22 protein-coding genes and 1 tRNA gene are annotated in these 23,605 nt (G+C 66.1%); 11 read left to right on the forward strand and 12 right to left on the reverse strand.

Going from position 1 to position 23,605, the window contains the following annotated elements; genetic code table 11:
* Positions 1–13: 13 nt before the first annotated feature.
* From ORI60_RS07275 to ORI60_RS07295, 5 genes are all read right to left on the reverse strand, one after another.
* Positions 14–1,588 carry a replication initiator gene (locus ORI60_RS07275; protein ID WP_266036580.1) on the reverse strand — a complete coding sequence of 525 codons (1,575 nt, stop codon included), beginning with the start codon at positions 1,586–1,588 and terminating at the stop codon, positions 14–16.
* A 26-nt stretch (positions 1,589–1,614) separates the two neighbouring features.
* Positions 1,615–3,078, reverse strand: coding sequence for an FtsK/SpoIIIE domain-containing protein (locus tag ORI60_RS07280; RefSeq protein WP_266035635.1), 1,464 nt, complete (start codon positions 3,076–3,078; stop codon positions 1,615–1,617).
* Positions 3,079–3,496: 418 nt separating this feature from the next.
* Positions 3,497–3,757 carry an AMED_5909 family protein gene (locus tag ORI60_RS07285; RefSeq protein WP_266035637.1) on the reverse strand — a complete coding sequence of 87 codons (261 nt, stop codon included), beginning with the start codon at positions 3,755–3,757 and terminating at the stop codon, positions 3,497–3,499.
* Complete coding sequence (locus ORI60_RS07290; protein WP_266035639.1) at positions 3,744–3,956, reverse strand: hypothetical protein; 213 nt, start codon at positions 3,954–3,956, stop codon at positions 3,744–3,746. The genes ORI60_RS07285 and ORI60_RS07290 overlap by 14 nt, the downstream gene beginning before the upstream one ends.
* Positions 3,957–4,207: 251 nt before the next feature.
* The gene (locus ORI60_RS07295; RefSeq protein ID WP_090102262.1) at positions 4,208–4,663 is read right to left on the reverse strand and encodes a hypothetical protein; all 456 of its coding nucleotides are present in this window, start codon (positions 4,661–4,663) and stop codon (positions 4,208–4,210) included.
* Positions 4,664–4,821: 158 nt separating this feature from the next.
* Here ORI60_RS07295 and ORI60_RS07300 point away from each other — a divergent pair, with 158 nt between their 5' ends.
* Positions 4,822–5,565 (forward strand): DUF5919 domain-containing protein, encoded by a 744-nt coding sequence (locus tag ORI60_RS07300; RefSeq protein ID WP_266035644.1) that lies wholly within the window; start codon positions 4,822–4,824, stop codon positions 5,563–5,565.
* 10 nt (positions 5,566–5,575) lie between these two features.
* A complete protein-coding gene (locus tag ORI60_RS07305) occupies positions 5,576–6,049 on the forward strand; it encodes an NUDIX hydrolase (RefSeq protein ID WP_266035646.1) in 474 nt (157 codons plus the stop codon).
* Here ORI60_RS07305 and ORI60_RS07310 read toward each other — a convergent pair.
* The 3 genes from ORI60_RS07310 to ORI60_RS07320 all read right to left on the reverse strand — a co-directional run bounded on the left by ORI60_RS07310 (position 6,034) and on the right by ORI60_RS07320 (position 9,855).
* On the reverse strand, positions 6,034–6,600 hold the full coding sequence (locus ORI60_RS07310) for an HD domain-containing protein (RefSeq protein ID WP_266035648.1): 567 nt from the start codon (positions 6,598–6,600) through the stop codon (positions 6,034–6,036). The two genes, ORI60_RS07305 and ORI60_RS07310, sit on opposite strands and share 16 nt — an antisense overlap.
* A 24-nt stretch (positions 6,601–6,624) precedes the next feature.
* Complete coding sequence (locus ORI60_RS07315; protein ID WP_266035650.1) at positions 6,625–7,899, reverse strand: pentapeptide repeat-containing protein; 1,275 nt, start codon at positions 7,897–7,899, stop codon at positions 6,625–6,627.
* A gap of 486 nt (positions 7,900–8,385) precedes the next feature.
* Positions 8,386–9,855 carry a hypothetical protein gene (locus ORI60_RS07320; protein WP_266035651.1) on the reverse strand — a complete coding sequence of 490 codons (1,470 nt, stop codon included), beginning with the start codon at positions 9,853–9,855 and terminating at the stop codon, positions 8,386–8,388.
* 338 nt (positions 9,856–10,193) lie between these two features.
* Between ORI60_RS07320 and ORI60_RS07325 the strand changes: the two genes are divergently transcribed.
* Together ORI60_RS07325 and ORI60_RS07330 are read left to right on the forward strand one after the other, a co-directional pair.
* Positions 10,194–10,291, forward strand: a tRNA-Lys gene (locus ORI60_RS07325).
* A 171-nt stretch (positions 10,292–10,462) separates the two neighbouring features.
* Positions 10,463–10,834: a hypothetical protein gene (locus ORI60_RS07330; protein WP_266035653.1), complete on the forward strand. Its 372-nt coding sequence runs from the start codon at positions 10,463–10,465 to the stop codon at positions 10,832–10,834.
* 149 nt (positions 10,835–10,983) lie between these two features.
* Here ORI60_RS07330 and ORI60_RS07335 read toward each other — a convergent pair whose 3' ends face one another.
* A complete protein-coding gene (locus ORI60_RS07335; RefSeq protein WP_266035655.1) occupies positions 10,984–12,375 on the reverse strand; it encodes an MDR family MFS transporter in 1,392 nt (463 codons plus the stop codon).
* A 248-nt stretch (positions 12,376–12,623) separates the two neighbouring features.
* On the opposite strand from ORI60_RS07335, the gene ORI60_RS07340 reads away from it, so the two are divergent.
* Positions 12,624–13,793, forward strand: a complete 1,170-nt coding sequence (locus ORI60_RS07340) for a serine hydrolase domain-containing protein (protein ID WP_266035657.1) — start codon at positions 12,624–12,626, stop codon at positions 13,791–13,793.
* Here ORI60_RS07340 and ORI60_RS07345 read toward each other — a convergent pair.
* On the reverse strand, positions 13,777–14,742 hold the full coding sequence (locus ORI60_RS07345) for an NAD(P)-dependent alcohol dehydrogenase (protein WP_266035659.1): 966 nt from the start codon (positions 14,740–14,742) through the stop codon (positions 13,777–13,779). The two genes, ORI60_RS07340 and ORI60_RS07345, sit on opposite strands and share 17 nt — an antisense overlap.
* Before the next feature lie 159 nt (positions 14,743–14,901).
* On the opposite strand from ORI60_RS07345, the gene ORI60_RS07350 reads away from it, so the two are divergent.
* Positions 14,902–15,597 (forward strand): hypothetical protein, encoded by a 696-nt coding sequence (locus tag ORI60_RS07350; protein WP_266035661.1) that lies wholly within the window; start codon positions 14,902–14,904, stop codon positions 15,595–15,597.
* Here ORI60_RS07350 and ORI60_RS07355 read toward each other — a convergent pair.
* Both ORI60_RS07355 and ORI60_RS07360 read right to left on the reverse strand, forming a co-directional pair.
* The gene (locus ORI60_RS07355; RefSeq protein WP_266035663.1) at positions 15,562–16,038 is read right to left on the reverse strand and encodes a DUF6328 family protein; all 477 of its coding nucleotides are present in this window, start codon (positions 16,036–16,038) and stop codon (positions 15,562–15,564) included. The genes ORI60_RS07350 and ORI60_RS07355 overlap by 36 nt on opposite strands.
* Before the next feature lie 60 nt (positions 16,039–16,098).
* Positions 16,099–16,779, reverse strand: coding sequence for a DUF4241 domain-containing protein (locus ORI60_RS07360; protein ID WP_266035665.1), 681 nt, complete (start codon positions 16,777–16,779; stop codon positions 16,099–16,101).
* A gap of 121 nt (positions 16,780–16,900) precedes the next feature.
* Between ORI60_RS07360 and ORI60_RS07365 the strand changes: the two genes are divergently transcribed.
* The 5 genes from ORI60_RS07365 (at position 16,901) to ORI60_RS07385 (ending at position 23,583) form a co-directional block, all read left to right on the forward strand.
* A complete protein-coding gene (locus ORI60_RS07365) occupies positions 16,901–17,665 on the forward strand; it encodes a macro domain-containing protein (RefSeq protein ID WP_266035667.1) in 765 nt (254 codons plus the stop codon).
* 9 nt (positions 17,666–17,674) lie between these two features.
* Entirely contained in the window at positions 17,675–18,799 is a 1,125-nt protein-coding gene (gene dusB / locus ORI60_RS07370) for a tRNA dihydrouridine synthase DusB (RefSeq protein ID WP_266035669.1), read from the forward strand.
* Entirely contained in the window at positions 18,792–19,244 is a 453-nt protein-coding gene (locus tag ORI60_RS07375) for a hypothetical protein (RefSeq protein ID WP_266035671.1), read from the forward strand. Before dusB ends, ORI60_RS07375 begins: the two co-directional genes overlap by 8 nt.
* Before the next feature lie 141 nt (positions 19,245–19,385).
* Complete coding sequence (locus ORI60_RS07380; RefSeq protein WP_266035672.1) at positions 19,386–20,234, forward strand: GGDEF domain-containing protein; 849 nt, start codon at positions 19,386–19,388, stop codon at positions 20,232–20,234.
* Between the two features lie 298 nt (positions 20,235–20,532).
* Entirely contained in the window at positions 20,533–23,583 is a 3,051-nt protein-coding gene (locus ORI60_RS07385) for an LCP family protein (protein WP_266035674.1), read from the forward strand.
* The last annotated feature ends 22 nt before the right edge of the window (positions 23,584–23,605 follow it).

Below are 23,605 nucleotides of genomic sequence, written 5' to 3' on the forward strand. Positions count from 1 at the left end.
GTTCCCCCTTTGATCAAGCAGCGTGCGGAGTTGCCGAACTCCCCGGAGGTCCGGCAGATGCGAGCAGCGCGGCCGTGTATTCGGCCTTCCACCTGCGCCGCTCAGCGACGGCACTCAGCAGGAGGTGTGCTCGAGGCGGCACGTTCGGGTCGCCGGGCTCGACGTTGTTCCAGACGACCCGCTGGGGCTGGTCTTCGGGCTTGATGCCGACGTCCGCGAGCAGTTGCCGAACGAACGTCTTCCGGTCGTGCTTGTGGTCGGCGAGCGACTTCCCGGACCACTTCCGCGACACGAGCACCCGTCGACCAGCAACACCGAGCGTGGTCCGCTTGTGTGCCTTCCCCTTGCACTTACCCGGCACCGTGGACAGCCGCGCTCCCCGAGGCTGGACGCCGTAGAACAGCCACACGGGGCACTGCGGCGAACAGGGCGTGACCGCGAGCTCAGCGCAGAGGCGTTCGGCGTGGTCCTCCTGCCGCTCGGTCTGCGCCTCAAAGCACTCGTTGATGCTCTTGGTGAGGTACTTCGTCAGGTAGCCGATATGGCGGCCAGCCTCTTCGGTCCCGCCGAGGATGCCCTTGGAGTGCACCTGCACCCCGAACCGCGCGACGTGCGCGGGCCGCTCCACCTGGTCGAGCGCGTCTTCCCAGGTAGGCAGGGCCTTCCGCGTCTGCGGGTCAACGAAGCCCTTGGCCCGGACATCCCAGACCGGCAGGTTGTAGCCGCTGTACTTGATCTCGTCATGTGCAGGCCACCAGACCTGGTGATAGGTGGCCTCAGCGACTGCCCGCAGCTCAGCCCGTGAGATGGAGCCCCGAACCGCCGCGTGCCAGTGCGGAGCCAGCCGCCTCTGTGGCTCGACCGTCGAGAAGTACTGGACCTCCCAGCCGACACAGCGCCGGAGGTTCTGGACGAACCGATCGAGCAGCGCAGCGAAGTGCACCGCGTCCCGAGCCGCACGCCGGTAGTTGTAGGTCGCCGGGTCAACGGGCGTGCCGTCGCTGCGCACCTTGCCGTAGGTATCGAGCGTCAGCGTGAGGAACGTCGAGGGCTGGTACTTGCCTCCGAACACCTTGCCGACCGTGCGCTTGCTGACCGGCCGACGAGGCAGGTTGGGCGCGTCCTGCCGCCGCCTGGTCGACCGCTTACGAGCTGCCTTGAGCGGCACTTCCAGAGAGGGGAGTGAACCGCGGACTCCGAGTTGCCGAAGTTCGGCGTCGACCTCCGCGACCTCCTCCCGGACCTCTTCGGCTCCGACCTCGTCACCCTCATCGAGGGCCAGGCGGAATGCCTTCACGAGGTCGGCCCGGTAGGCGGTCAGCTCCCGCTGATCGTCACTCGGAGCGTCCGGCGTGAAGTCGGGCTCCTCCGTCAGGTGCCAACCCTCGCGGCACTGCGCCATCCGCAGACGCCGGTTCTTCTCAGCGCAGGTGGGGCAGACACTCGCGACTGTCGAGCCGCACGGCACAGGCACGATGTCGACGCGTCCGGTGTCGAGGTCGATCCGCTCCTTGGCCAACGGCCGGATGCAGACGCCGTGTTCCTCAGCGACGGCCCGAGCGATGTCGAGCGCGGCCGGCTGCTTCATCCGCTCCGAGCGAGTCAGGTACTCGGTCACGCTGCCGCCCTCCCTTCACCGCTGGCCGGGAACTCGTGCACGGTGGCCGGGGCGAGGTAAACACCCAGCTCGACCAAGTCCGCATCCGTGACGTGAAAGGCCCTCGCACGCTCCGGTTCGCGCTGCCCGTCCTCCTTGAGCCAGGCGACACCAGGCGTGTTCTCGCTGATCTCATGAGCAGCCGCGCCACGCTGCCGAACGCCATCGCCAAGCACCATGTCGACCTGAACCGGCTCGTCGAGCCGCAGCGCAACGCGGGTGGTGAACAGGTGCCGGAAGGAGACGACCTCCTTGCGCGGGTCCTGGACCAGGCCGACGACGGCGTAGCCCGGAGCGCGCCCCTGCGAGGTGATCGTCTGGACGGCACGCGTCGCACGTTCGCGGAGGTTCCGGTCCGGCTGGTAGGCGATCAGGTCCGCCAACTCGTCCACGATGAGGACCGTGAACGGCTCACCCGTGCCGCGCGCCCACAGACGCCGGATACCCCGGTACCGCGCCGCACGTTCCTTGACCTCTGCCGCGATTTCTTCGAGCAGCGCAACAGCTTCCGGCCCGTTGTCGTAGATCACCTTCTCGAACGCGTCGGGACACTGACCCAGCTCCATGCCGCCCTTGGGGTCGATCCCAACGAGCCGGACCATGCCCGCCTTGATAGCCGGGGCGAGCTGCCAGACGATCGACCAGAGAACCGAGCTCTTGCCAGCGCCAGGCACCCCGACCACAAGCACCTGAGAGCCGAGCAGCTTGAGCCGCCAGGGCTTCCCGGTCTCGGTACGGCCGACGACAACGCGCTTGAGGTCAACGTCCCCGACTGCGGCGAGCTGCGGCACCACGACCGGACGCGACAGCGGATCAGAGTGGATGAAGTCGAGCTCAAGCACGCTCGGCCGCAGCACCCGCACACGACAGGACCGCGCGTTGAACGAGTGCGCCAGGTTGTCGCGCCGCGCTTCCCACTGCTCTGGAGACTGCGCCGGGATCATGCGAACCCGGACCTTGTCCCGCCAGCCCTCTGACCGGACGCGGCGCAGCTTCGGGCGGTACTCCCTGTCTCGGTTGTCCTTGGCCAGCTCTGCCAGCCGCATCACGGTGCGCCAGTGCGGCACGTACACCGTGAGCCGCCGCCACTCGGTCAGGACGCGGTACCAGCCGTGCCGCAGGAACGAGCCGCGATCGAGGCCGTACCAGACCGCCAGGGCGCACACGAGCGACAACAGCGCCAGGACCAGAGGCGACAGCCCGAACTCGCGATAACCGATGTACCCGCCGAGGCAGGCCGTGACCGCGACCGGGTACCGGACCGTCACTACAACGAGCTTCACGGCCAGTCGGCCGGCGAACCAGATCACCGCGACCGGCGCGAGCAGAACCTTGATCCAGCCGGGAAGCCACACCCACCACGGAACCCGTGGACGTGCGCCCTCGAACGGTGCGGGATCAACCCAACGGTTGCCCTTCATCGCGCACCACCAGCACACTTGAGGCACTGGAAGACGCTGCCCACACTCGGGATGCGCCCAACAGGCTGGAACGCTCCGGAAGTGGCGGTGTGCTGCGCCCGGCAGGTGAGGCATTCGAAGCCCCGAGCCTGTGCCGCCGTGAGTTCCATCGTCTCCAGCGAGCCGCCGTCTAGCATCACGGCGTAGGTGGAAACGGTCTGCCTGGTGGAGATCATTTGATCCCCGTCTAGCGCACGAATGCGCTCAGGCTCTACGCTCATCGTTGTTCACTCCTGAGTTGGGTGGACAACGCAGGAGCGGCAAGGTTGGTAGCCGGTTTCCGCTCCTGTGTCTCATGTTCTCTTTGCGCCGCAACAAGACGTGCGGCATCGCCACGTGACCCAGCAGAGTCACGCGCTATGTCCAATGAGGACTTCCGCTACTTCTTCGCCGTCTTGGTGACCTTGATCGCCTCCCCCTTCTCGCGCTCACGGTTCGCCCAGTACATGGCCTCGTGGTGGTGGCTGCGATCGGTCTCGGCGACGCGGGCGTAAATGGCGGCCGAGCGGAGGTAGTAGTTCCTCAGCACCTCGGGCGCGGACTTGGGATTGGGCAGGAGCTTGCTCAAGACGTCGTGCGCCTCGCTCAGCGTCCGAGCCTGTTCCGCCAAGCCCCAGTGCATGGCGTTAACCGCGGACATCGGGAGCCTCCTCCGCGAGCGCGTGACGCCCCTCCTGGTTGCCGAGGTGGTCAGCCAGCTTGGCCGCCTCCCGCGACAACTCCCAGCAGAACCGCATCAGCACGTCCGAGCCGCCGGGGAAGGGCGGGAGTTGGATCGCGATGTTGACCGGGTCGAGGTAGATGGCCAGCGCCGGGACCTCAGGCGTCACTCGGATCATGGCCGCGCCAGCGTCTTGACCGGGCGTACAGGTGGCGTTGAACCCCATCACTGACCACCCCGCGCCGCATCGAGAGCCGTCTGTCCCTCAGCAACAGCCTCAGCAAGGCGAGGCAGTGCCTCCGCGTCGACCACCAGGACGGCCGGGAACGCGTTGCCCAGCCGGAACTCAACTCGTCCAGCGAAGACGAGCGGTTCCACTCGAATCGGCAGGTTCGCCGTCAGGTGCAGGCGCATCAAGTCGGCCACGGATCATGCCGCCTTGGGTGCGGGCTTGGCCGCAACGGCCGCCTTCATGCCGGTGGCGCGCAGGCTGTAGCCCAGCTTGGCCCGGCAGCGGTGACGCTCGCCGACGTGGCCCCCACGGCAGCCCTTGTCATCGATCCACGGCGTGACCGTCAGCCCCTCGAACACGGCGGGCCGGATGTCCGTGCCGGGGATCGCCTCGGGCGGAACGGGCCGGTGAGGCGCGGAGATCTTGACCGTGACCGCCGCGTCCGTCTTGCGCTCCGCCGCCTGGTCGATCACGAGGACGGACCACACGAGCAGCCCGTTGTCCTTGTCGACCTCCTGCTCGACGGGGAGCCCCTTGGCGCGGTCTTCCGCCGACTGGAACTTGAGCACCGGCTCGACGCCCATCACGAGCGCGCCCCTCGGGAACACGAAGTCGTGACCCGCCGGGAGCCTGCTCCCACCTGTGATCGCCATCGTCGTTCTCCTGTCGTTCGTACCGGTCGGGGCTGGTCCCCGACGTTTCGACACCTACGACTTTCGACGAATCGGCAGGACGTCAACACCACACATCAGGACAACTACAGACGTCTCGACTACATTGAAGTCGTCCCTAGTTGTACGGAGGGTGGGCCATGCCGAACCAACGCCTGCGAGATGCGTTGCTGCGCAACACTTTGGGCTTCGATGAAGTCGCCAAGGCAACTGGCGTAGACCCGAAGACGGTTGAACGGTGGATCACGCAGGACCGGACGCCGTACCCGCGCCACCGGCACGCCATCGCCGCGATGGTCCGCGAGACGGAGACCTACCTCTGGCCGGATGCCGTCGCGCCGGAGAAGAAGAAAGAGATCAACGAGTCCGAGGTCGTCCAGGTCTACGCACACCGCCACGCGGTGTCTCACGACATCTGGCGTCACCTGATCGAACAGTCGAAGATCAGCATCTCGATCCTGGTCTATGCCGGCATGTTCCTCGTGGACAACCCAGCCTTGATCAAGACGCTGCGCCAGAAGGCGGAGAACGGCGTTCGGATCCGGTTGCTGCTCGGAGACCCGGCTAGCCGGGAAGTCGCACGCCGCAGCGAGGAAGAGGGCATCGGCAAGACCACGCTTGGCGCGAAGATCCGGAACGCCCTCGCGATCTACAAGCCGTTGGCCGAGGTGTCAGGAGTCGAGATCCGACTTCACGGTACGACGCTCTACAACTCGATCTACCGCTTCGACGACGAGATGCTCGTGAACACGCACGTGCACGGCTTCATGGCAGCTCACGCCCCGGTCCTGCACCTGCGCCGATTGTCCGGTGGCGACCTGTTCGAGACGTACGCCGAGAGCTTCCAGGGCGTCTGGGATGGCGCAAAGCCGCCGAAGTGGTAGGCAGGTAGGCATGGCTCGCACTGATCACTACAACGACCCGAACGCACCGAAGGCGACCAACATCGTCGTGGCGGTGACGGCGTTCGTGCAGGACGAGCAAGGCCGGCTGTTGATGATCCGGCGAACCGACAACGACCTGTACTCGATCCCCGGCGGAGCGCAGGACGTCGGCGAGACCATCGGCCACACCGTCATCCGCGAGGTCAAGGAAGAGACCGGGATCGACGTCGAGCCCGTCGACATCATCGGCGTGTACTCCGACCCTGCTCACGTCATCGCGTACACCGACGGCGAGGTACGGCAGCAGTTCTCCATCTGCTTCCGGGCACGGCCGATCGGCGGCGAACTGCGGACTAGCAACGAGTCGAGCGAAGTTCGCTGGGTAAACCGCGGAGACCTCGACGCGCTCAAAATCCACCCATCTATTTGGCTCCGAATAAAGCATGGGTTCGAGAGCCGAACCACGCCCTATTTTGCAATATAGTCGACGCCAGCCGCGCGAAGTCGCCTTTCCGTACGCTCGACCGCAGCGACCAACTCCGGCTTGGCCTGCCTAACGAAGAACGTTACCAGGTCTTCGGGGCCGTAGCGCTTTTGGATCTCCTCGATTCGATCATGCACGTTGGTCGTTTTTCCACTAGGCGTTGTAGTCATATCCGCCCACCACAGCGCGTCGCGAAGCGCTGTTGCCTCATCAGTCCATCCCGCGAGCTTCGCAGATAGACCGCGCAACTCAGCCTCGCGATAAGCGCATGAGTGATGTGCTACGAGAGCACAGAGCCGCCGATCCACCCCATTCGAAGATAGGAAGGCAGCACCATCAAGTGGATGGAAGCCAGTGACCGCGATGTCTGGAGAATACCCAATATCATGCAGAACCGCCGCCGAAACCAGCAATTCGCCCTCAAGCGATTCGAATAGCGGAGCAGCTTCTCGCGCCCTTAGCGCGACGCCCTGAACATGCTCCCATCTTTGAGGCAGGACCCCAGACAGCAAATTCCGCGCAATTTCGTGAGCCCTAACAGATGCGATCACGACACCAGCCCAGTCAGTGGCTTATTATTCAAAGTCTGAGACAGAGTACCCGTCTACCGACACAATCGCCACATACCCGTCATTATCTGCACTATCCGACGGCAGCTCGACCCATCCCGTGGGCCAGATGCGTTCTGAGCTATCAACCTTGACTCGCGCGCCGTCCAAATCAACGTTCTCTACTCGCTCAATAGCTAGAGGTCCTTCAAATCGACAGTTACCGAAATCAATCTTCAAACCTTCAGCTTTGCGAGCGTCTCGCACCTCTATGCCGCTGTGAAATTCCGATGAGTAGAAAGCAAGATCGTCGCTCCTGAGCCGCACTTTGTCGAAATATGCCTTACCAACAAAGGTGCATCCACTAAACAGCGAAGGACCGGAAAACAGGGAGTTGTCGAAGGTGGAATAGCCATAAAACTTGGCCGAATTGAAGTGAGTGAAGCCCGAGAATTCTGCATCGTCGAAATTCGTGTCGCCAACAAAGTGCGCACCCGCGAACGATGCGCCGTCCAATTCACAATGCGACAGATCAAATCCGATAAGAGTAGCGCCGGTAAGATCCAGATTCACCCCATTCCATCTGGTGTCAGAAAACTCCTTCGCTACCCAAGACTGGATCTTAGCCCGCGCAGAATGACGACGTATTATTCTTTGGATCGCGATCCTAACTTGCACCTCCTCGCGAACAGAAAGAGAGGTTTCGAGGCGATCAAATTGCCCTCCGCTAAGCCTATCCATGTCTTTATGCAGGATCGCGGGGTTTATTTCAAGCGGCATCCTAAGGTAGGCACACAATATCTCAAGAACATTCGACCGCAAGGCTTTTTCGCTATCAGCAAGCCGCTCCAAGGCATACGCTCCACCTAGTCGAACCGCAGCTTTGTCACTTCCCAGCTCTTCAATAGACTTGGCATAAACTTCTACCAATCGTCTTTCTTTTGAGTCGCGTTCATTTGCGTCCGCCACACGCTCTTGATGCAACCGATTAGTCTCCGCAACCTGAACCTGAAGCTCATGAGCGGCTTCCTTCTGCGACACATCTTTTTCAGTGGACCTTTGGCGTCGAATAGCTAGCCATAGCGCGACGCCAGCGACTAGCGCAGCACCAAAGCTAAGCGCAGTCCGGACAGCCTCCAACTGGACTCTAGCTATATTTGCGTCAGGCGGGACCGGCCAGAAGTACACCACAAACAGCGCTACTGCAGTGACCGCAACAATAGATATTGCGACTATCAATTCTGCACGGTTACTAAGGGCAGTTTTCTCTTGCGGTTCTTTTTCGCCGCTACGACCAGACACCCAGGTCCCTTCTACACGAAATCTTGGCCCGCAACGATGACTGCGATCGACCATCGGAAGCAAGTCAATCTACTGCCGAATTACCCTCTAAGGGATCAAGGCGCCGCCGCTGGCGGCGCGTGCGGTCTGGCGCTGCACCAGCATCCATCCCGGCACTCCCGGCATCCGCTTCGCTGCGCCGGTCGACCGGGCGGCGCTGCGCGCCGGACCTCAAGCGCCAGCTGACAGCCCACCCGATCCGAGCCTAATATCGTCCCCGGCTCCCGACGAGCGCCAGCGCGGTCACCACAGGCCGGCTGCGCACGGCGCTCGACTGCCGCGACGGCTGCGCCGCCTTGCCACCGATCAGGTGTCCAGACGAAGCCGCGGAAATACCTCGATGGCTGCTGTCAGACTCCCCGGTCCTGACAGCAGCCATCGGTGCGTCAAGACCGGAGGAACCGGCCACCTCAACGAGCTACCACCGGCTGCGCGTATAGCTCGCTTTCACAGAGCACCAAGAGTGACATTTTTACCCGAAGTCTTCGCTAGCCGCAGCGCAAAAAATGCCTGCTGACAATCGGCCCCGTACCCACAGGATACTTTAAATCCGCTCTCTGCTCGGAATGCGCTGATCGCATGTTCGAAAGCATTCAGAGAGGTCCGCGCTAGGCCAAAAATGGCACTGTCGCCACCAGACGATATCAGCTTAACGCCGTGAACACTGGCGGCCTTCTCGATGACTTCCTTGAGAACAAGGTCGACCTGCTTGCTATATTGCGCGGCAGCAATCAAATCTCCGGCTAGCAAGCTTCGTTCCATTCCGGTGCCTACGTCATCTCCATCAATTATCGCGATGATTTCATGCTCGGCCGGAGCGTCCTCCACCGTCGCTTCAGCCATGCGCGGATCCCACGGGATCAATTTGCTTCCCTCCGGGAAGATCACCCCAGCCGCGAAGGCAAGAATCGAAGGCCCTTTCATGAACAGGCGAATCGGGACATCTTCGCTTCCATAAGCTTGCTTGCTGTACTCCCGACAAACTTTTCTGATCTCTCGAACAAACTTCTCGCCATCGCCGTTGCGGAGACTTGTAATTAGAGAATCCGAGGTGATAGAGAGCACTAGTGCGTGATCGCATAGGTCGTCCGCACTCATGGCATATCCGCTAGCGTGCTTGCCACTCGCGGCACTGAGCGCCGCGTTCTTGAAAGATTTGTAGTTTCCTTCTTGCTCAGCCGCATAGAGCACGACCGCAAGCCGCGGCTTCTTGATTTGCGAGTCCGACTCCGGGGAGAGCTCCTCGGTCTCAGCCTGAACGGCTACCAGACCAGGCACCGCCGCCTGACTCACCTTATTGAAGTCCAGTTCGAATACTTCGCCCTTCTCTCTCTCATAAGTTGAGATCGACCGTACACGGACAGCAAGATTAAGCTGCCCCCTAAACGACACCTCATCACTGAGCGACGAAAATGGGCTAGGATTGTCCCAAATTGCCGCCACTCGCTGCCCCAGAATGAAGGCTTCTTCAAGGCGGCAGTGCAAATATAGAAATACTTTAGGGTCGTAGTCGGCCTGGATCTTGGTCTCGTCAAGTCGAAACTCGATACTAGTAAGCGCCCAGTCGACTTGCGCGCGTACATCGCCAGCCACACGATCCGGCCCCGAACGGAACCAGTCCCTATGCCTTCGATCCATCTTCTCGTGTATATCGACTAGGGGGACCTCAGCGGATGCGGCTTTATCTCCGGGACGCGAAAGTTGGACGAAGACACCAATTCCTTCTTTTCGTTTATCAAGGCGCCACATCACAGCCGCGACGATGACCGCCGCGATCCATAGAACAAGTAGCAGTACAACGCTGACGTTGACCGATAGATCGGGGATTGCGCCAACAGTCAGGGCGACCGTGACCCAGAAGACGAGTTGCCGGGCGTCACCTGCCCAATATTTAAGGTTAAACTTCTTGCGCGCCATACTTGTCCTAATCGAGCGGCCGTATCGAGTTGTCGAATCCTACACCAATTCATGAAGACGTAGTATCCGACACTAAAACCGTTACTTCCGCAGGATACGAGTGCACTTGCACCAAGTGCATCGGGACGTAATGTTTCGTAACTAGCCTTGGAAGTTGATCTTGGAGTTCCCTGCTCCGCTTGAGCGGGGTTTCGATCGACCAACGCGTTCGACTTCAGTGTCTGGCAGGGAGATGGCCAGGACTGGAAGAGTAAAGATCAACCCACACCTAACTCTCACAAAACGACGACAGACGTCGAGAACCCACTGTCTACAGTGCTCAGATCAACACCGCATCTGTGCAGCTAGCGAGCACTGTCGAGGAAGATCGGCGAACAACACCAAGCGAAGGCTCTTACTCTTCGGGTTCAGGGTTCGAGTCCCTGGCGGCCCACCAAACCCCCAGGTCACAGACCTGGGGGTTTCGTATTTCAAGATCACTGGCACACCTTTGATGCCCTGGATCATGGACGCCACGCGTGCCCGCGTTGGTCCGCGACGGCCCGCTGCGCCGGTCAGGTGAGCGATCTCGCCCCAGGCGTGGGTCATGATTCCGCACAATGTCCCGGTGACCCTCTACGTCTGCGCGAACTGCGAGCATCCCCTCACCGGCGATCTCCTGCAGTCAGAGGCATTCCTGGCTGTTGATGACTTGTCCCTCCCGCGTATCGCAGACCCGCTGGTGGCGCAGGGCACCTACGTGATCAACCACGATGCCACGCTGTTCATCCTGCATCCTGACGACGTGCCGGGCACTGCTCTGCATCCCGAGGCCAGGCGGCGCAACGGCTGCTGCGGACTTGACGGCCAAGACGGTCCCAACGTCGTCTGCGCAGGTTGCGGTGCCGAGGTCGCCACCAAGGAGTCCGACTGCTGGACCGACAACCTCGTCGCGCTCATAGCCGCCGCGGTCGTAAGCCGCCCACAACCTCACGCTTGAACCTCTCGCCTTCGGCTTCGACTAGACGTTGCCCAAGTTCCTCACACGGATCGACCACCCCGACACCGGCGTGAAAACGGTAGAGGCCGTAGGAACCGTGCAGGGCCAGCACGGTTCCTACGGCCTCAAGGTAGGCGACGACCGACGAGTCAGTGGGCGACCACGTCGCCGGACGTGGTGGTGCGGCTCGGCAGCAGGTACGCGACCACGATCGTCACCACGGCCAGGACGGTCGCGACCACGAAGGCGAGCCTCATGCCGCTCAACTGCGCTGCCCCCGCGGCGGTCCCCTCGGCGACCAGGGAACTGGCGCGGGCCGACATGACGGTGACGACCAGGGCGGTGCCCAGGGCCGCTGCCACCTGTTGCAGGGTGCCGAGGATCGAGCTGCCGTGCGGGTACATGTTCGGCGGGAGGGCGCCCATGCCGAGGGTGAAGATCGGGGTGAAGGTTGCTGCCAGGCTCACCATCAGCAGGACGTGCAGGGCCAGGATTTGCCAGTACGGCATGGTCATCGAGAGCTGGGTAAAGCCTGCCAGGGAGAGCACGATGCCGATCGAGCCCGGGAGGACCAGCGGGCGGCTGCCGAGACGGTCGTAGAGGCGTCCCACGGTGGGGCCGAGTAGGCCCATGGCCAGGCCGCCGGGGATGAGGAGCAGGCCCGTCTGCAACGGGGTGAGGCCTCGCAGGTTCTGCAGGTAGAGGGGCAGCAGGATCATCGAGCCCATCATCGTCAGGAACGCGATGCACATGAGGGCCAGCGACAGGGCGAAGGTGCGGTGGGTCAGGGTGCGGAGGTCCATCAGCGGGGCGCCGGTGCGCTGCAGCTTGAGCTGGCGGAGCACGAAGAACGCGATGAGGGCCGCGCCGAACACGACGATGCCGATGCTCGGGCCGAGGTGGGACTCGCGTTCGCCGAACAGGCTCAAGCCGTAGACCAGGCCGCCGAAGCCCAGGGTGGCCATGGCGGCCGATGCCCAGTCGAGGGTGCTGACCTGGGGCTCGCCGATGTTGTTCAGCTGGCGGAGGCCGAAGTACGTCACGGCGCCGGCGATCGGGAGGACGGCGACGAAGAGCAGGCGCCAGGAGCCCAGTTGCAGGATCAGGCCGGAGAAGGCCGGGCCCAGGGCTGGTGCCACCGAGATCGCCAGGGTCACGTTGCCCATGACTCGGCCTCGGTCATTTTCCGGGACGACTGTCATCAGCGTGGTCATGAGCAGCGGCATCATCACGGCGGTGCCCGCGGCCTGGACGATGCGGCCCAGCAGCAGGATCGCGAACGTCGGTGCCACGGCGGAGAGGGCGGTGCCTGCCAGGAAGACGCCCATCGCGATCGCGTAGCCCTGGCGGGTGGTGACCCGCTGCAGGAACCAGCCGGTGACGGGGATCACGGCGGCCATGGTGAGCATGAACGCGGTGGAGACCCACTGGGCCGCCTGCTCGGTCACGTGCAGCGACTCCATCAGGCGCGGAATCGCGTTGATCATCAGGGTTTCGTTGAGGATCACGACGAACGTCGCCAGCACCAGCAGGCGCACCACCAGCGGTGTTTTACCCGCTTGCGCGGTGGGTCGGTCTTGGATCGCAGCAGGCATGTCAGGCCCTCACTAGGTTGCTGGCATCAGGTTCTTCGTGACACCGGAGAAGACCTGCAGCGTCGAAGGAACTCATCGGTACACCCGAGTCTCTCTCATCGCCGCGTTGGTCTCATCCCGGTTTTTCGGTCCGTCTACCTGTGCGTCGAACGGCCAGACCTGGAATCGACACGGTCGCCCGTAGTTTTTTCCGCATGGGGCTGGGGGAGCTGATCGCGAAGTACGACGTGCCGGGTGCCCAGGTGGCCGTGCTCACGGACGGGGAGGTGCGGGACGAGTCCGCGGGTGTGTCGGACGCCGGCGATCATGTCACGAGCGACTCCGCGTTCAGGGTCGGTTCGATCACCAAGATCTGGACGGCGACGCTCGCGCAGCGGTTGGTGGACGAAGGGCTCCTGGATCTTGATCTTCCGGTCTGCCAGTACTTGCCGGGGTTCACGCCGTCACTCACGGCGCGTCATCTCCTCACGCACATGGGCGGGCTCGACAGCAACCACTTCTTCGGCATCGGACGCGGCGGCGACGCGCTCGCGAGGTACGCCGACGCACTCGCGGCGGCAGAGCACCCCATCCCGCCCGGGACGGTGTTCTCCTACTCCAACAGCGGGTTCGTGGTGCTCGGCAGGCTGGTGGAGGTGTTGAGCGGCAAGCCGTTCCACGACGTGCTGCACGAACGCCTGCTCACACCGCTGGGGCTGCGGACGGTGGTCACCGAGGTAGGTCACGGCACGGCGCCCGGCGCGTCGGACTTCGCGATGAGCGCTCGCGAGTTGCTGCTGTTCGTGCGACTGCACCTCGACGACCCGAGGCTCGCGGTGTTGCGGGAGACGGAGGTCGAGGCCGTTCCGGACTTCGGCAGCGGGGTCGTCGGGTGGGGTCTGGGATGGATGCTCCACCGGGACGGCGTTGTCGGCCACACCGGGGTTGCGAAGGGACACAAGGCTTTTCTTCGGGTGGCGCCGGACTTCGGAACCGCGGTGGCCGTGCTGACCAACAGCGCGGACAGCGAACCGCTGGCGCACGAGGTCTTCACGGAGGTGTTGAAGAGCGCCGACACGCCGCCAACGCCCGCGGTGAACCCCGGAAAGATCCCGGCTCGGATGTTCGGCACCTATCGCAACCAGTTGTACGACATCACGCTCACGGCCGAGGACGACCGCACTGTCCTCCTCTACCGGCCGCGCACCGAACTCGGCCGGGCGAAACGCGTCGAGGTCGTGCGGCACGGTGACAGCTCGGTCATCGCCGTGACGCCCACCAGCGACGGCTATCAGGTGTTCTCGCTGGTCGGCGAGGACGAAAGCGGGCGGCCGATGTTCCTGCACAACGGGTCGGCGGCCTACCGGATCACTCCGCCACGGTGACCACGACGTTGCCGCGCTTGTGCCCTGCGTCGACGTACCGGTGCGCGTCGGCTATCCGAGCCAGCGGATAGGTGCGGTCGACGATCACGCGCAGCTTGCCTTCGTCCACCAGGGAACTGATCACCGGCAAGGCCGCGCGTTTGTTGACGGACATGCCGACGAGGACGCGCTTGCCGCCTCGCAGCGCCGTCCACAGGGCCCAGAGGTTGTTCGCTAGGCCGGTGGTCGGAAGGTATTTGCCGCCGGCGCGCAGAGAACGCCGGGACGCGCGGAACGACGACTTGGTCACCGTGTCGAAAACGACGTCGTAGCTGTCGGTGTCGGTGGTGAAGTCGTGCTCGGTGTAGTCGATCACCTCGTCGGCGCCCAGCGACTTCACCCACTCCACGTTCGACGGGCCGCAGACCGCGGTGACGGTGGCGCCCAGGTGTTTGGCCAGTTGGACGGCGTAGGTGCCGATGCTGCCGGACGCGCCGTTGACCAGGACCCGGTCGCCTGGCTGGACTTTTGCCTTGTCGCGCAGGAAGAACAGTGCGGTGGTGGCGCCGTCCACCGCGGCGGCGGCTTCGACGAAGGTGAGGCTCGTGGGCTTCAGGGCCAGGGAGCCGGTGGCGGGGAGTCGGACGTAGTCGGCATGGGCGCCCACCGCGAAACCGGTGAAGCCGAAGACCTCGTCGCCCACCTGGAAACCCGTCACCGCGGAGCCGACCGAGTCCACCACGCCCGCCACTTCGAGGCCTAGGGTGCGCAGCGCCGCACGCGGCCGGCGCAGGCCTAGGATCACGCGGCCCCACAACGGTTCGCCGCGGCGCATCGCGCACTCGGCCGAGGTCACGGTCGTGGCGTGGACCTTGATCAGGACGTCGCCGGGACGCAGGGTCGGCAGTGGCTTCTCCACCACCTGGACGACGTCCGGCGGGCCGAAACTCGTGTGCACGGCGGCTCTCATGCGCTGACGGTAGAGAGCGCGCGACCCGTTGCGGGGAAACGCTTGCGGGAATCAGGGACAAAGCAGGGTGCCACCTAGGGGTCTAGGACCACGGGCCGAGAGGGCGTTCGGACCGCGGGCCGATCAGAAGTCGCCACGACGGTGACAGCGTCTAACGCCATGAGGTTTCCGAACGGGTGGGTGGGTGGCGCGGCACTGATCGCCGGGCCTGTGCTGTTGCTGGCGGGCACGCTGTTGCGGTCGCCGTTCCACTTCTTCTTCCCCGACCAGCTGCGGGCGGTGGCCGAGCATCCGGGTTTGGTGAAGGCGGCTTACACCGCGTTCCTGGCGGGCAACGTCGTGATGTGGGCGGCGGTGGCGCACCTGGCGCAGCGGATCGGAGCTCGGAGTCCCCGGTGGGCGGCCTGGGGCGGGGTGCTGGTGACCGTCGGGCTCTTCGCGCGGACGTTCCACGCCGGGATCGACCAGGCGGCGTTCAGCGCCACGCGGCACCTGGGGGTCGAGGGGGCGACGGAGCTGGTGGCGCGCGGGTACGGAGACCTGCACCTGTTCAGCTTCCTGTCGTTCACGATCATGTTCGGCTGGTTCGTGCTGGCCATCGGGACGTACCGCGGCGGCGTGCTCGGCAAGGTCCGGGCGGTGGCGCTGGCGACCACGGGGTTGCTGCCGCTCGGGGTCCTCAAGGGCGCCGAGGCGCTGTCGGTCGTCGGCACTGTCGGTCTGTGCGTCGCGTTGGTGCCGCTGGGGGTTCAGGTACTGCGGGAGCAGCCGCGACCCAGGCGGAGGGACGTGGTGATCGCGGTGCCGGTGGCGATGGGACTAGGGGCGCTCGCCGTCCTGAGCACCATGGGCTGAGGCGAGGGGCAGCAGGAACCAGAGGCCGGTGAAGATGGCGAACGCCAGCGCGCCGACCATCACCGCCGGCCAGCCGCCCAGGATCACCTCGGCGAGCAGCAGGACGGTGCCCGTCATCGCCAGCGCCAGAAAGGCGAGGCCGGTCAGGGCGAACGTGTTGCCCGAGCGGACCACCTCCTCGCGGCGGCCCTGGCGGAACAGGACGCGGTGCCACGCCGCGGGGGCGGTGAGGAACGCGACGGCCACGGCGGCGCACAGCACGGTGACCAGGTGCGTCACGCGGATGTAGCCGCTGACGGCGGCGTACTTCTCGGTGAACGCGATGGAGAGCAGGAAGCCGAACAGGATCTGCACGCCGGCCTGGGCCACGCGGAGCTCCTGGAGCAGCTCGTTGAGGTTGCGGGCGAGTCTGCGCTGGTCGGACTCCTCTGCTTCGCTCATCACCAACGCGTACCCACCTTTGACGCGTTGAAACGCCAAAAGCAGGCAGCGCCACGCTTCTCAGATGCGGGTGATCACGAAAAAGTCAGTCACGAACGCGACCGGCTCGCCCGCGGTGTTGCGGCCGACCCAGGTCGGGTAGACCCCGTCACCCCAGCCCGTCGAGAACGCCACGACGTTCAACCCGGACCTGGCGTCGGTCACGTTGGCCGGGCCACGGCCACCACCAACCGCGCCGAGCGCGTCGATCAGGTCGCAGTTGCCCGCCTCGTCGTCGCTCGCCAGCCGGTCCAGCGCCGACGCCGCGGCGAGGTCGAAGAACGCGCCGGTGCTCGACTTCACCTCGTACCCGAACTCCGGCATCACCGGCAGCATGGGCACGTGCTCGCCCGGCGTCACGGCCGGACGCCACGAGTACGCGGGCTCGTCCTTCACCGTCACCCTGGCGGCCGCGACGCGGTAACCCTGCCGCTCGTCGGGAAGGCCGTCACCGTCGATGTACGACACCAGCGACACCGACACCGGGTACCTGCCCGGCTCGACCACGTCGGTGAACGACTCGGCGTCGTCCGGCCACACGACGAACGGGTCGGCCGCGACGAGCCTGCCCGTCGGCAGGGCCAGCTCACCCACCTGCTGCACGCTGATGACCTGCTGTTCACCGCCGCCGGTCGGCTTGCCCACCGGCCCGTCGACGAAGAACCGCTCGAACCCGGACCTGATCAGTTCAACCGCCCCCACAGGTACGCCACCTCCAAGGGCATGTTGGCAGAAGGGTCTGACACCCGATCGGGGCACCGGGGTTGTTCGCGTTCGGTGAAGTCCGCGATACCGCAACGAATCCGCTGCCACGCTGGTCAGCATGGGGACGATCGAAGTGGTGCTCGGCGACATCACCCGACAGCGAGTCGACATCATCGTCACGGCGGCGAACGAGTCGCTGCTCGGTGGCGGCGGAGTCGACGGGGCGATCCACCGCGCGGCCGGCCCGAGGCTCGCGGAGGCCGGGGCGAGGCTGGCGCCGGTCGAGCCCGGCAAGGCCGTCGCCACGCCCGCGTTCGACCTCGCGCCGGTCAAGCACGTGATCCACACGGTGGGGCCGGTCTGGGAGGACGGAGAGCAGGGCGAGGACCTGGTGCTCACGAGCTGCTACCTCAACTCACTGCTGCTCGCGGAGGAGCTGGAAGCCGAAAGCATCGCGTTTCCCGCCATCGCGACCGGCGTCCACGGCTTCCCCGCCGAACGCGCGGCGCGGATCGCGACGATGGCGGTTCGCTCGCTGCCGATCATCGACGAGATCCGCCTGGTCGCGTTCGACGAGGAGACCTCCGGCCTTCTCCGCGAAGCGCTGGCCGAACCGGTGCGGGAGTGGTGCCCGACCTGCGGGGCCGCGGCGATTCCCCTAGTGAACGGCTGCCGCCTGCTCCCGGAGGCCAGGCAAGCGTTGGCCGCGGGTGCCATCGGGCTCGGGGGCTTCCTCCTGGACGACGACACGTTCCCGCAGTGGGGATGCGCGCAGGAGCACTACTGGACCAACGGCGAACGTGACGAATGTCGCAACCAGGTCGCCCTCAACGACGCCATCGCCGTCACTCTCGGTGAAGATCGCGGCTGGTCAGTGCCGTAACCTGAAGGCGTGTCCGTTCCCTCCACGCTGAAGATCGGCCCGTTCGCCGTCGACCCGCCCGTTGTGCTGGCCCCCATGGCCGGCATCACCAACGTGGCGTTCCGGCAGCTGTGCCGTCAGTACGGGGCCGGGCTCTACGTCTGCGAGATGATCACCGCGCGGGCCCTGGTCGAGCGCGACGCGATGACCATGCACATGATCACGTTCGACGAGGGCGAGAGCCCCCGGTCGATGCAGCTCTACGGCGTGGACCCGAAGAACGTCGGCGAAGCGACCAAGATGATCGTGGACGAGAACCTCGCCGACCACATGGACATGAACTTCGGCTGCCCGGTGCCCAAGGTGACGCGCAAGGGCGGCGGTGCCGCGCTGCCCTACAAGCGCGAGCTGTTCCGGCAGATCGTGCGGGCCGCGGTCCGCAACGCCGGGGACATGCCGGTCACCGTCAAGTTCCGCATCGGCATCGACGACGACCACCTGACCTACCTCGACGCCGGTCGCATCGCGCAGGACGAGGGCGCACAGGCCGTGGCACTGCACGCGCGCACGGCCTCGCAGCGGTACTCCGGCAAGGCGGACTGGTCGGCCATCGCCCGGCTCAAGGAGGCCGTGACGAGCATTCCGGTGCTCGGCAACGGCGACATCTTCAGCGCCCAGGACGCGCTCGACATGGTCGCGGAGACCGGCTGCGACGGCGTGGTCGTCGGACGTGGCTGCCTCGGCCGGCCGTGGCTCTTCCGCGACCTGCAGGCGGCGTTCCGCGGCGAGCCGATCCCCGAGGGCCCGAACCTCGGTGAGGTCGCCGAGGTCCTGCGCCGCCACGCCCAGCTGCTCGCGGCGCACGACGGCGAGCACAAGGGCCTGCGCGACCTGCGCAAGCACATGGCCTGGTACTGGCACGGCTTCCCGGTCGGCGGCGACACGCGCCGGGCGTTCGCGATGGTGTCGAGCCTGCAGGAGCTGGACGACCTCATCGGCACGCTCGACAAGACCGTGCCGTTCCCGGAGAACGCCGAGGGTCCGCGCGGCAGGCAGGGTTCGGCGGCGAAGGTCGTGCTGCCCGAGGGGTGGCTGGACGACCCCGAGGACGCCACGGTGCCGTCCGGTGCGGACGTGATGCACTCCGGTGGCTGAACGCGTCGCGGTCCTCCTGGTCGCGCTCGCGCTGCTGGCGGGCTGCGGCGGACCTGTCGCGGGCACGCCGCGGCCGGTGCGGCTCAGCGAGGACGGCCGCGCCAAGTTCAAGGAGTACTACGCCCGCGTCAACAAGTCTGGTGAGGAAGGCGCGTCCCAGCAGGCGAAGCTGCTGAAGGACACGCAGCACCCGGACTTCCGGCAGAAGACGTGCGACCTGCGCGGCGCGACGATCAGGGTCGAGCCGACGTGGACGACGCTTCGCATGGACGCCGACTGGGCACCCCCTGGCGAGAAGGCTCATCCACGCGGTGACGTCTACGTCGTCGCCGTGACGATCACCTTGCGCAAGGAAGACCAGGAGATCGGCAGCCAGATCGGATCGATGCACGTGGTGCTGCTGGACGACGAGGTGTACGGGTTCGCGCCCTGCCTCGGTGGCTGAACGGGTTGTTGATCTTCCAAGCTCACTGGATCGGAGCAGTTCACGGTCAACCGGACGGGGGAAATCCCACCCCCACACGTCCTTCTAGCTCAAGCGCCGCCCCTTGGGGGACGACACCTGGCAGGTAAGGAGGTGATCGCGATGACCGCACTGCGACCCGAGACCGCCGAGATCCAGCAGGCCGACGCCCCCGTCGACCGGCAGGGTCCTGGCCTGGTGGCGCTGCACGAGTCCATCGCGACGTTGCTCGCCTCCCGCGGCCAGTGGCGCCAGGCCTACCAGCACCTTCGTTCCGCGCTCGACCTCGTCCACGCGGACCAGGTCGAGGAGCCGCACGTTCCGGAGCAGCTGCGCCGCGAGGTCGAGCTGCTGCGCCGGGAGCACGCCGAGGCGCGCGAGCAGAGCCTGCGCGACAGCCTCACCGACTCCTACAACCGCCGTTACCTCGACCAACGGCTGATGGACCTGCTGACCGAGCACGGAGCGTGCCGGCACGGGCTCGCCATCGCGTTGATCGACCTGGACTGGTTCAAGCAGGTCAACGACACCTTCGGCCACCTCCTGGGCGACCGGGTGCTGCAACGGGTGGTCGAACTACTGCAGCAGGGCCTGCCGGAGGGCGCCTTCTGCGCTCGCTACGGCGGCGAGGAGTTCGTGCTCGTGCTGCCCCGCGTGGACGCCGCCACCGCCGTGGAGATCGCCGAGGCGGCCCGCGAACGTGTCGAGCGTCACCCGTGGCAGGAGGTCGCACCGGGGCTGCGCGTGACCGTCAGCGCGGGCCTCGCCTACGAACCGGCCGCGGACGAGGCGCCGGAACGGCCGCCCGTCGGCGCCGAGCAGCAACTGCTGCGCGCCGACAGCCTCCTGTACACGGCCAAGCAGTCCGGACGCAACGCGGTGGCGTACCGTGCCGACGGACGGGTTCGCCTCGCGGGTGCTGCCTCAGGCAGGCGTGCGATCGACGAGACACGTGTTCTCGGTTACTACTGAGTGAGCTGGCTCACCCGTTCAGGGCAAGCGGACTGCGCGTAATCGCGTACGGATCGCAGCCTTATCACCCGGAGTGGTCGTCAGAAGTCGGCTACATCCGTAGTATCGCGGGCGCAACTGACACGCCGGTGATGCAACCCTTGTGTCCCGGTCGTCGTCACTTCGTAATGACGAACCGCTTTTGCTTCTGACCCAGAAGGGAGATTGGGTGCCCGACGACCCCCGACGTGGCGGCCCCTCTTCCCGTGGTGATCAGGATCCCCAGCACGACCAGCCGACCGGCCGTAGACGTCGCTCGATGGAAGGCTCTGGGGGCCTGAGCGTCTCGGACCTCATCGAGCAGCACAGCAGGACGGACATCCCCCGGCCCGTTCCGCCAGGCTCGCCCGACGCATCCACTACAGGCAGGCGTGCCCTGCCGGACCCACCCGCGGCCACGGGCAGGCGCGCACTGCCCGATCCACCGGCCCACCCGCAGCAGCCTCCTCAGGCACCGCGGCAGCAGCCGCCCGCGGCTCACCGGCCTGGTGAGCAGACGGGCACGCGCCCGCGGCCGGAGCAAGCCGCTCCGCAGAACTTCACCGGCGACCAGACCGGCAGGCGGCGCAGGCCCGATGCCCCCGCCGAGCCGAACGGCGTCCAGCAGACCGGCGCCCGCCCGCGTCCCGTGCCCGGCGAGCAGACCGGGCAGCGGCCGAGGCCTGCCCAGAACCCGCCCCAGGGTCCGGCCCAGACCGGGCAGCGCCCGAGGCCCGACACGACGGGCATGCAGCGCCGTCCGGTGCCCGGCGAGCAGCCCGGTGGTCCGGTCCGGCGCCCCGCACCAGGTGAGATGCCTCCGGGCACTCCGCCGCGCCGGCTCGCCCCCGGCGACGCCCCGTCGTCCAACGGCATCCCGCGCCCACCGGCGCCCGACGTCACCCCGAACGGCATGCCCAGGCCGCCGGCTCCCGGCGACCCGCGGCGGATGCCCCCCGGCGACGCGCCTTCCTCGAACGGCATCCCGCGGCGCCCCGCGCCCGGTGGTGCGCCTGAGGCAGGTCTCGCGGGTGGTGCGGTCCGCCGACCGGCACCCGACGCCGGCGGAGCACCGCCACGCAGGCTCCTGCCGGGCGACGCCCCGTCGTCCAACGGCATCCCGCGCCCACCGGCACCGGGTGGCGTCACCTCGAACGGCCTGCCTCGCCCGCCTGCTCCCGGTGAGCCCACCGGCCTCCAGCGTCCCCCCGTGCCGGGTGCGCCGGACGGCCCCGCACCTCGCCGTCTGCTGCCGGGCGACGCACCGTCGTCCAACGGCATTCCGCGTCCTCCCGCCCCCGGCGAGGGACCCGAGATCACCGGCCGCCGTCCCATGCCCCCGAACGGGGACATGACGGGCAGGCAGCCGATGCCGTCGCGTGCGGAGTCGAGCGGGCCCCGGCCGATGCCCCCCAGGGCGGAGTCGAGCGGTCCGCGGCCGATTCCCGGTGGCCTCGCCAAGCGGCTCGGTGAGCCCGCGGGCGAACCCCAGATCGACGCGCCCGGCCCCGAGGCCACCCAGATCGCCCCCGCGGCGGGTGTGGCCAAGGTCGAGAAGCGCGAAGAGATGGACCCGCTGAGCCTCACCACCGAGATGGAGGCCATCGGCGACGACGTGAAGAAGCGTCGCGAGGTCGACCACACCCTCGCGCGGTTCTCCGCGGTGCACGACGAACTGCTCGAGCAGGAGCGCCAGCGCAAGGAGCGGCGCGCCAAGCTCATGCCGTGGGTCAAGGACGGCGAAGAGGACGACCTCGTCGACGAGGCGACCCAGTTCGCCGAACCCGTCGTCCCCGACGAGGCGGACGGCGAGCAGCGGCCCACCGGCCGCACGCCGCAGCAGCGCAAGCTGATGCGCACCGCCAGGATCGGGGCGATCGCCGCCGCGGCCGTGGTGTTCGCGTCGACGGGCGTCGGCTGGGCTGCGATGAAGTGGGCCGACTCCAAGATCCAGCGGATCGACGCGCTCGGCGGCAACTCGCAGGCCGTGCAACAGGCCGAGAAGCAGCTGGGTGACGAGAACTTCCTGCTCGTCGGCTCGGACACCAGGGCGGGCGCGAAGGCCGGCGACAACGTCGGAACGCAGGCCCAGGAGGGTGGTGCGCGGTCGGACGTGATCATGCTCGCGCACATCCCCAAGGACCGTAAGCGCATGGTCATCGTGTCGTTGCCGCGCGACGTGCGGGTCGACCGTCCCGCGTGTCGCAGCTGGAACCCGGACAACGGGCAGTACGCCGGCCCGCTGGCACCGGAGAAGGGCGTCCTCGCGAACTCCGTCTACAACGACGGCGGACCCGAGTGCGTCGCCAACATGATGACGCAGCTGAGCGGCCTCAAGATCAACCACTTCGTGAGCATCGACTTCATCGGCTTCCGCGAGATGTCGACGGCCATCGGCGGCGTGGAGATCTGCACGCCCACGAAGATCGTCGACGACGAGCTCGGCGTGGTGATCGACAAGCCCGGCAAGCACACGCTCAAGGGCGACCAGGCGCTGCAGTACGTGCGCGCACGCAAGGTCCAGGCCCAGGGCGACAGCGGTACCGACTTCGACCGGATCAAGCGGCAGCAGGGTTTCCTGTCGGCGATGCTGCGCCAGGCGCTGTCGAACGAGGTGCTGCTGAGCCCGACGAAGCTCAACAACTTCATCAACGCGCTCACCAAGTCCACGGTCGGTGACAACATCGACGTCGCCTCGCTGCTGGAGCTCGCGAACTCCCTGCAGAGCCTCGAGGCCGGTCGCGTGTCGTTCGTGACGATGCCGCACTGGACCGACGAGGGCCCGACGAAGTCGAACGACGACAACATCGAGCGCCTCAAGGACGACGACATCAAGGCGTTGTTCCAGACGATCATCGATGGAACGCCGTTGCCGCAGGAGAAGGTGACCGACCCCGGCACCGGCAACGCTCCCGCCCAGCAGCCCGGCACCCTGGTGGACCCCAAGGAGGTCAGCATCCAGGTGCTCAACGGCGACTCGTCGAACGGCGGTGCCGTCGCCAGGACGTCGAACGCGTTGGCGCAGGAGGGTTTCAAGATCGTCAAGCGGGACAACGCACCGGAGCAGGCGCCGAAGACGATCATCAAGTTCGCCAAGGGCAACGAGAACAAGGCCGCGACGCTCAAGGCCGCGGTGCCCAGCGCGGAGCTGGTCGAGTCGCCCGACATGGGCGGGGCGGTCCAGCTGATCATCGGCAAGAACTTCGACGACAAGGTCCAGGCACCGAAGGCGGGCGGCCAGCAGGCCACTCCACAGGGACAAACGCAAGGTCAGCCCGGCACCGATCTGTCCATTGTGAACGCGGCACAGGACCCCTGCGCGGCGAAGTGATTCGCCTGGGGTTCACCTCCGG

The sequence above is a fragment of the Lentzea sp. NEAU-D7 genome, from assembly GCF_026242055.1.
Classification (GTDB): domain Bacteria; phylum Actinomycetota; class Actinomycetes; order Mycobacteriales; family Pseudonocardiaceae; genus Lentzea.

Bases quoted from the DNA above. Each gene is read 5' to 3' on its own strand.
- ORI60_RS07275 (WP_266036580.1), bottom strand. From the start codon at position 1,588: ATGAAGCAGCCGGCCGCGCTCGACATCGCTCGGGCCGTCGCTGAGGAA.
- ORI60_RS07280 (WP_266035635.1), bottom strand. From the start codon at position 3,078: ATGAAGGGCAACCGTTGGGTTGATCCCGCACCGTTCGAGGGCGCACGT.
- ORI60_RS07285 (WP_266035637.1), bottom strand. From the start codon at position 3,757: ATGTCCGCGGTTAACGCCATGCACTGGGGCTTGGCGGAACAGGCTCGG.
- ORI60_RS07290 (WP_266035639.1), bottom strand. From the start codon at position 3,956: ATGATCCGAGTGACGCCTGAGGTCCCGGCGCTGGCCATCTACCTCGAC.
- ORI60_RS07295 (WP_090102262.1), bottom strand. From the start codon at position 4,663: ATGGCGATCACAGGTGGGAGCAGGCTCCCGGCGGGTCACGACTTCGTG.
- ORI60_RS07300 (WP_266035644.1), top strand. From the start codon at position 4,822: ATGCCGAACCAACGCCTGCGAGATGCGTTGCTGCGCAACACTTTGGGC.
- ORI60_RS07305 (WP_266035646.1), top strand. From the start codon at position 5,576: ATGGCTCGCACTGATCACTACAACGACCCGAACGCACCGAAGGCGACC.
- ORI60_RS07320 (WP_266035651.1), bottom strand. From the start codon at position 9,855: ATGGCGCGCAAGAAGTTTAACCTTAAATATTGGGCAGGTGACGCCCGG.
- ORI60_RS07340 (WP_266035657.1), top strand. From the start codon at position 12,624: ATGGGGCTGGGGGAGCTGATCGCGAAGTACGACGTGCCGGGTGCCCAG.
- ORI60_RS07345 (WP_266035659.1), bottom strand. From the start codon at position 14,742: ATGAGAGCCGCCGTGCACACGAGTTTCGGCCCGCCGGACGTCGTCCAG.
- ORI60_RS07350 (WP_266035661.1), top strand. From the start codon at position 14,902: ATGAGGTTTCCGAACGGGTGGGTGGGTGGCGCGGCACTGATCGCCGGG.
- ORI60_RS07355 (WP_266035663.1), bottom strand. From the start codon at position 16,038: ATGAGCGAAGCAGAGGAGTCCGACCAGCGCAGACTCGCCCGCAACCTC.
- ORI60_RS07365 (WP_266035667.1), top strand. From the start codon at position 16,901: ATGGGGACGATCGAAGTGGTGCTCGGCGACATCACCCGACAGCGAGTC.
- ORI60_RS07380 (WP_266035672.1), top strand. From the start codon at position 19,386: ATGACCGCACTGCGACCCGAGACCGCCGAGATCCAGCAGGCCGACGCC.
- ORI60_RS07385 (WP_266035674.1), top strand. From the start codon at position 20,533: ATGGAAGGCTCTGGGGGCCTGAGCGTCTCGGACCTCATCGAGCAGCAC.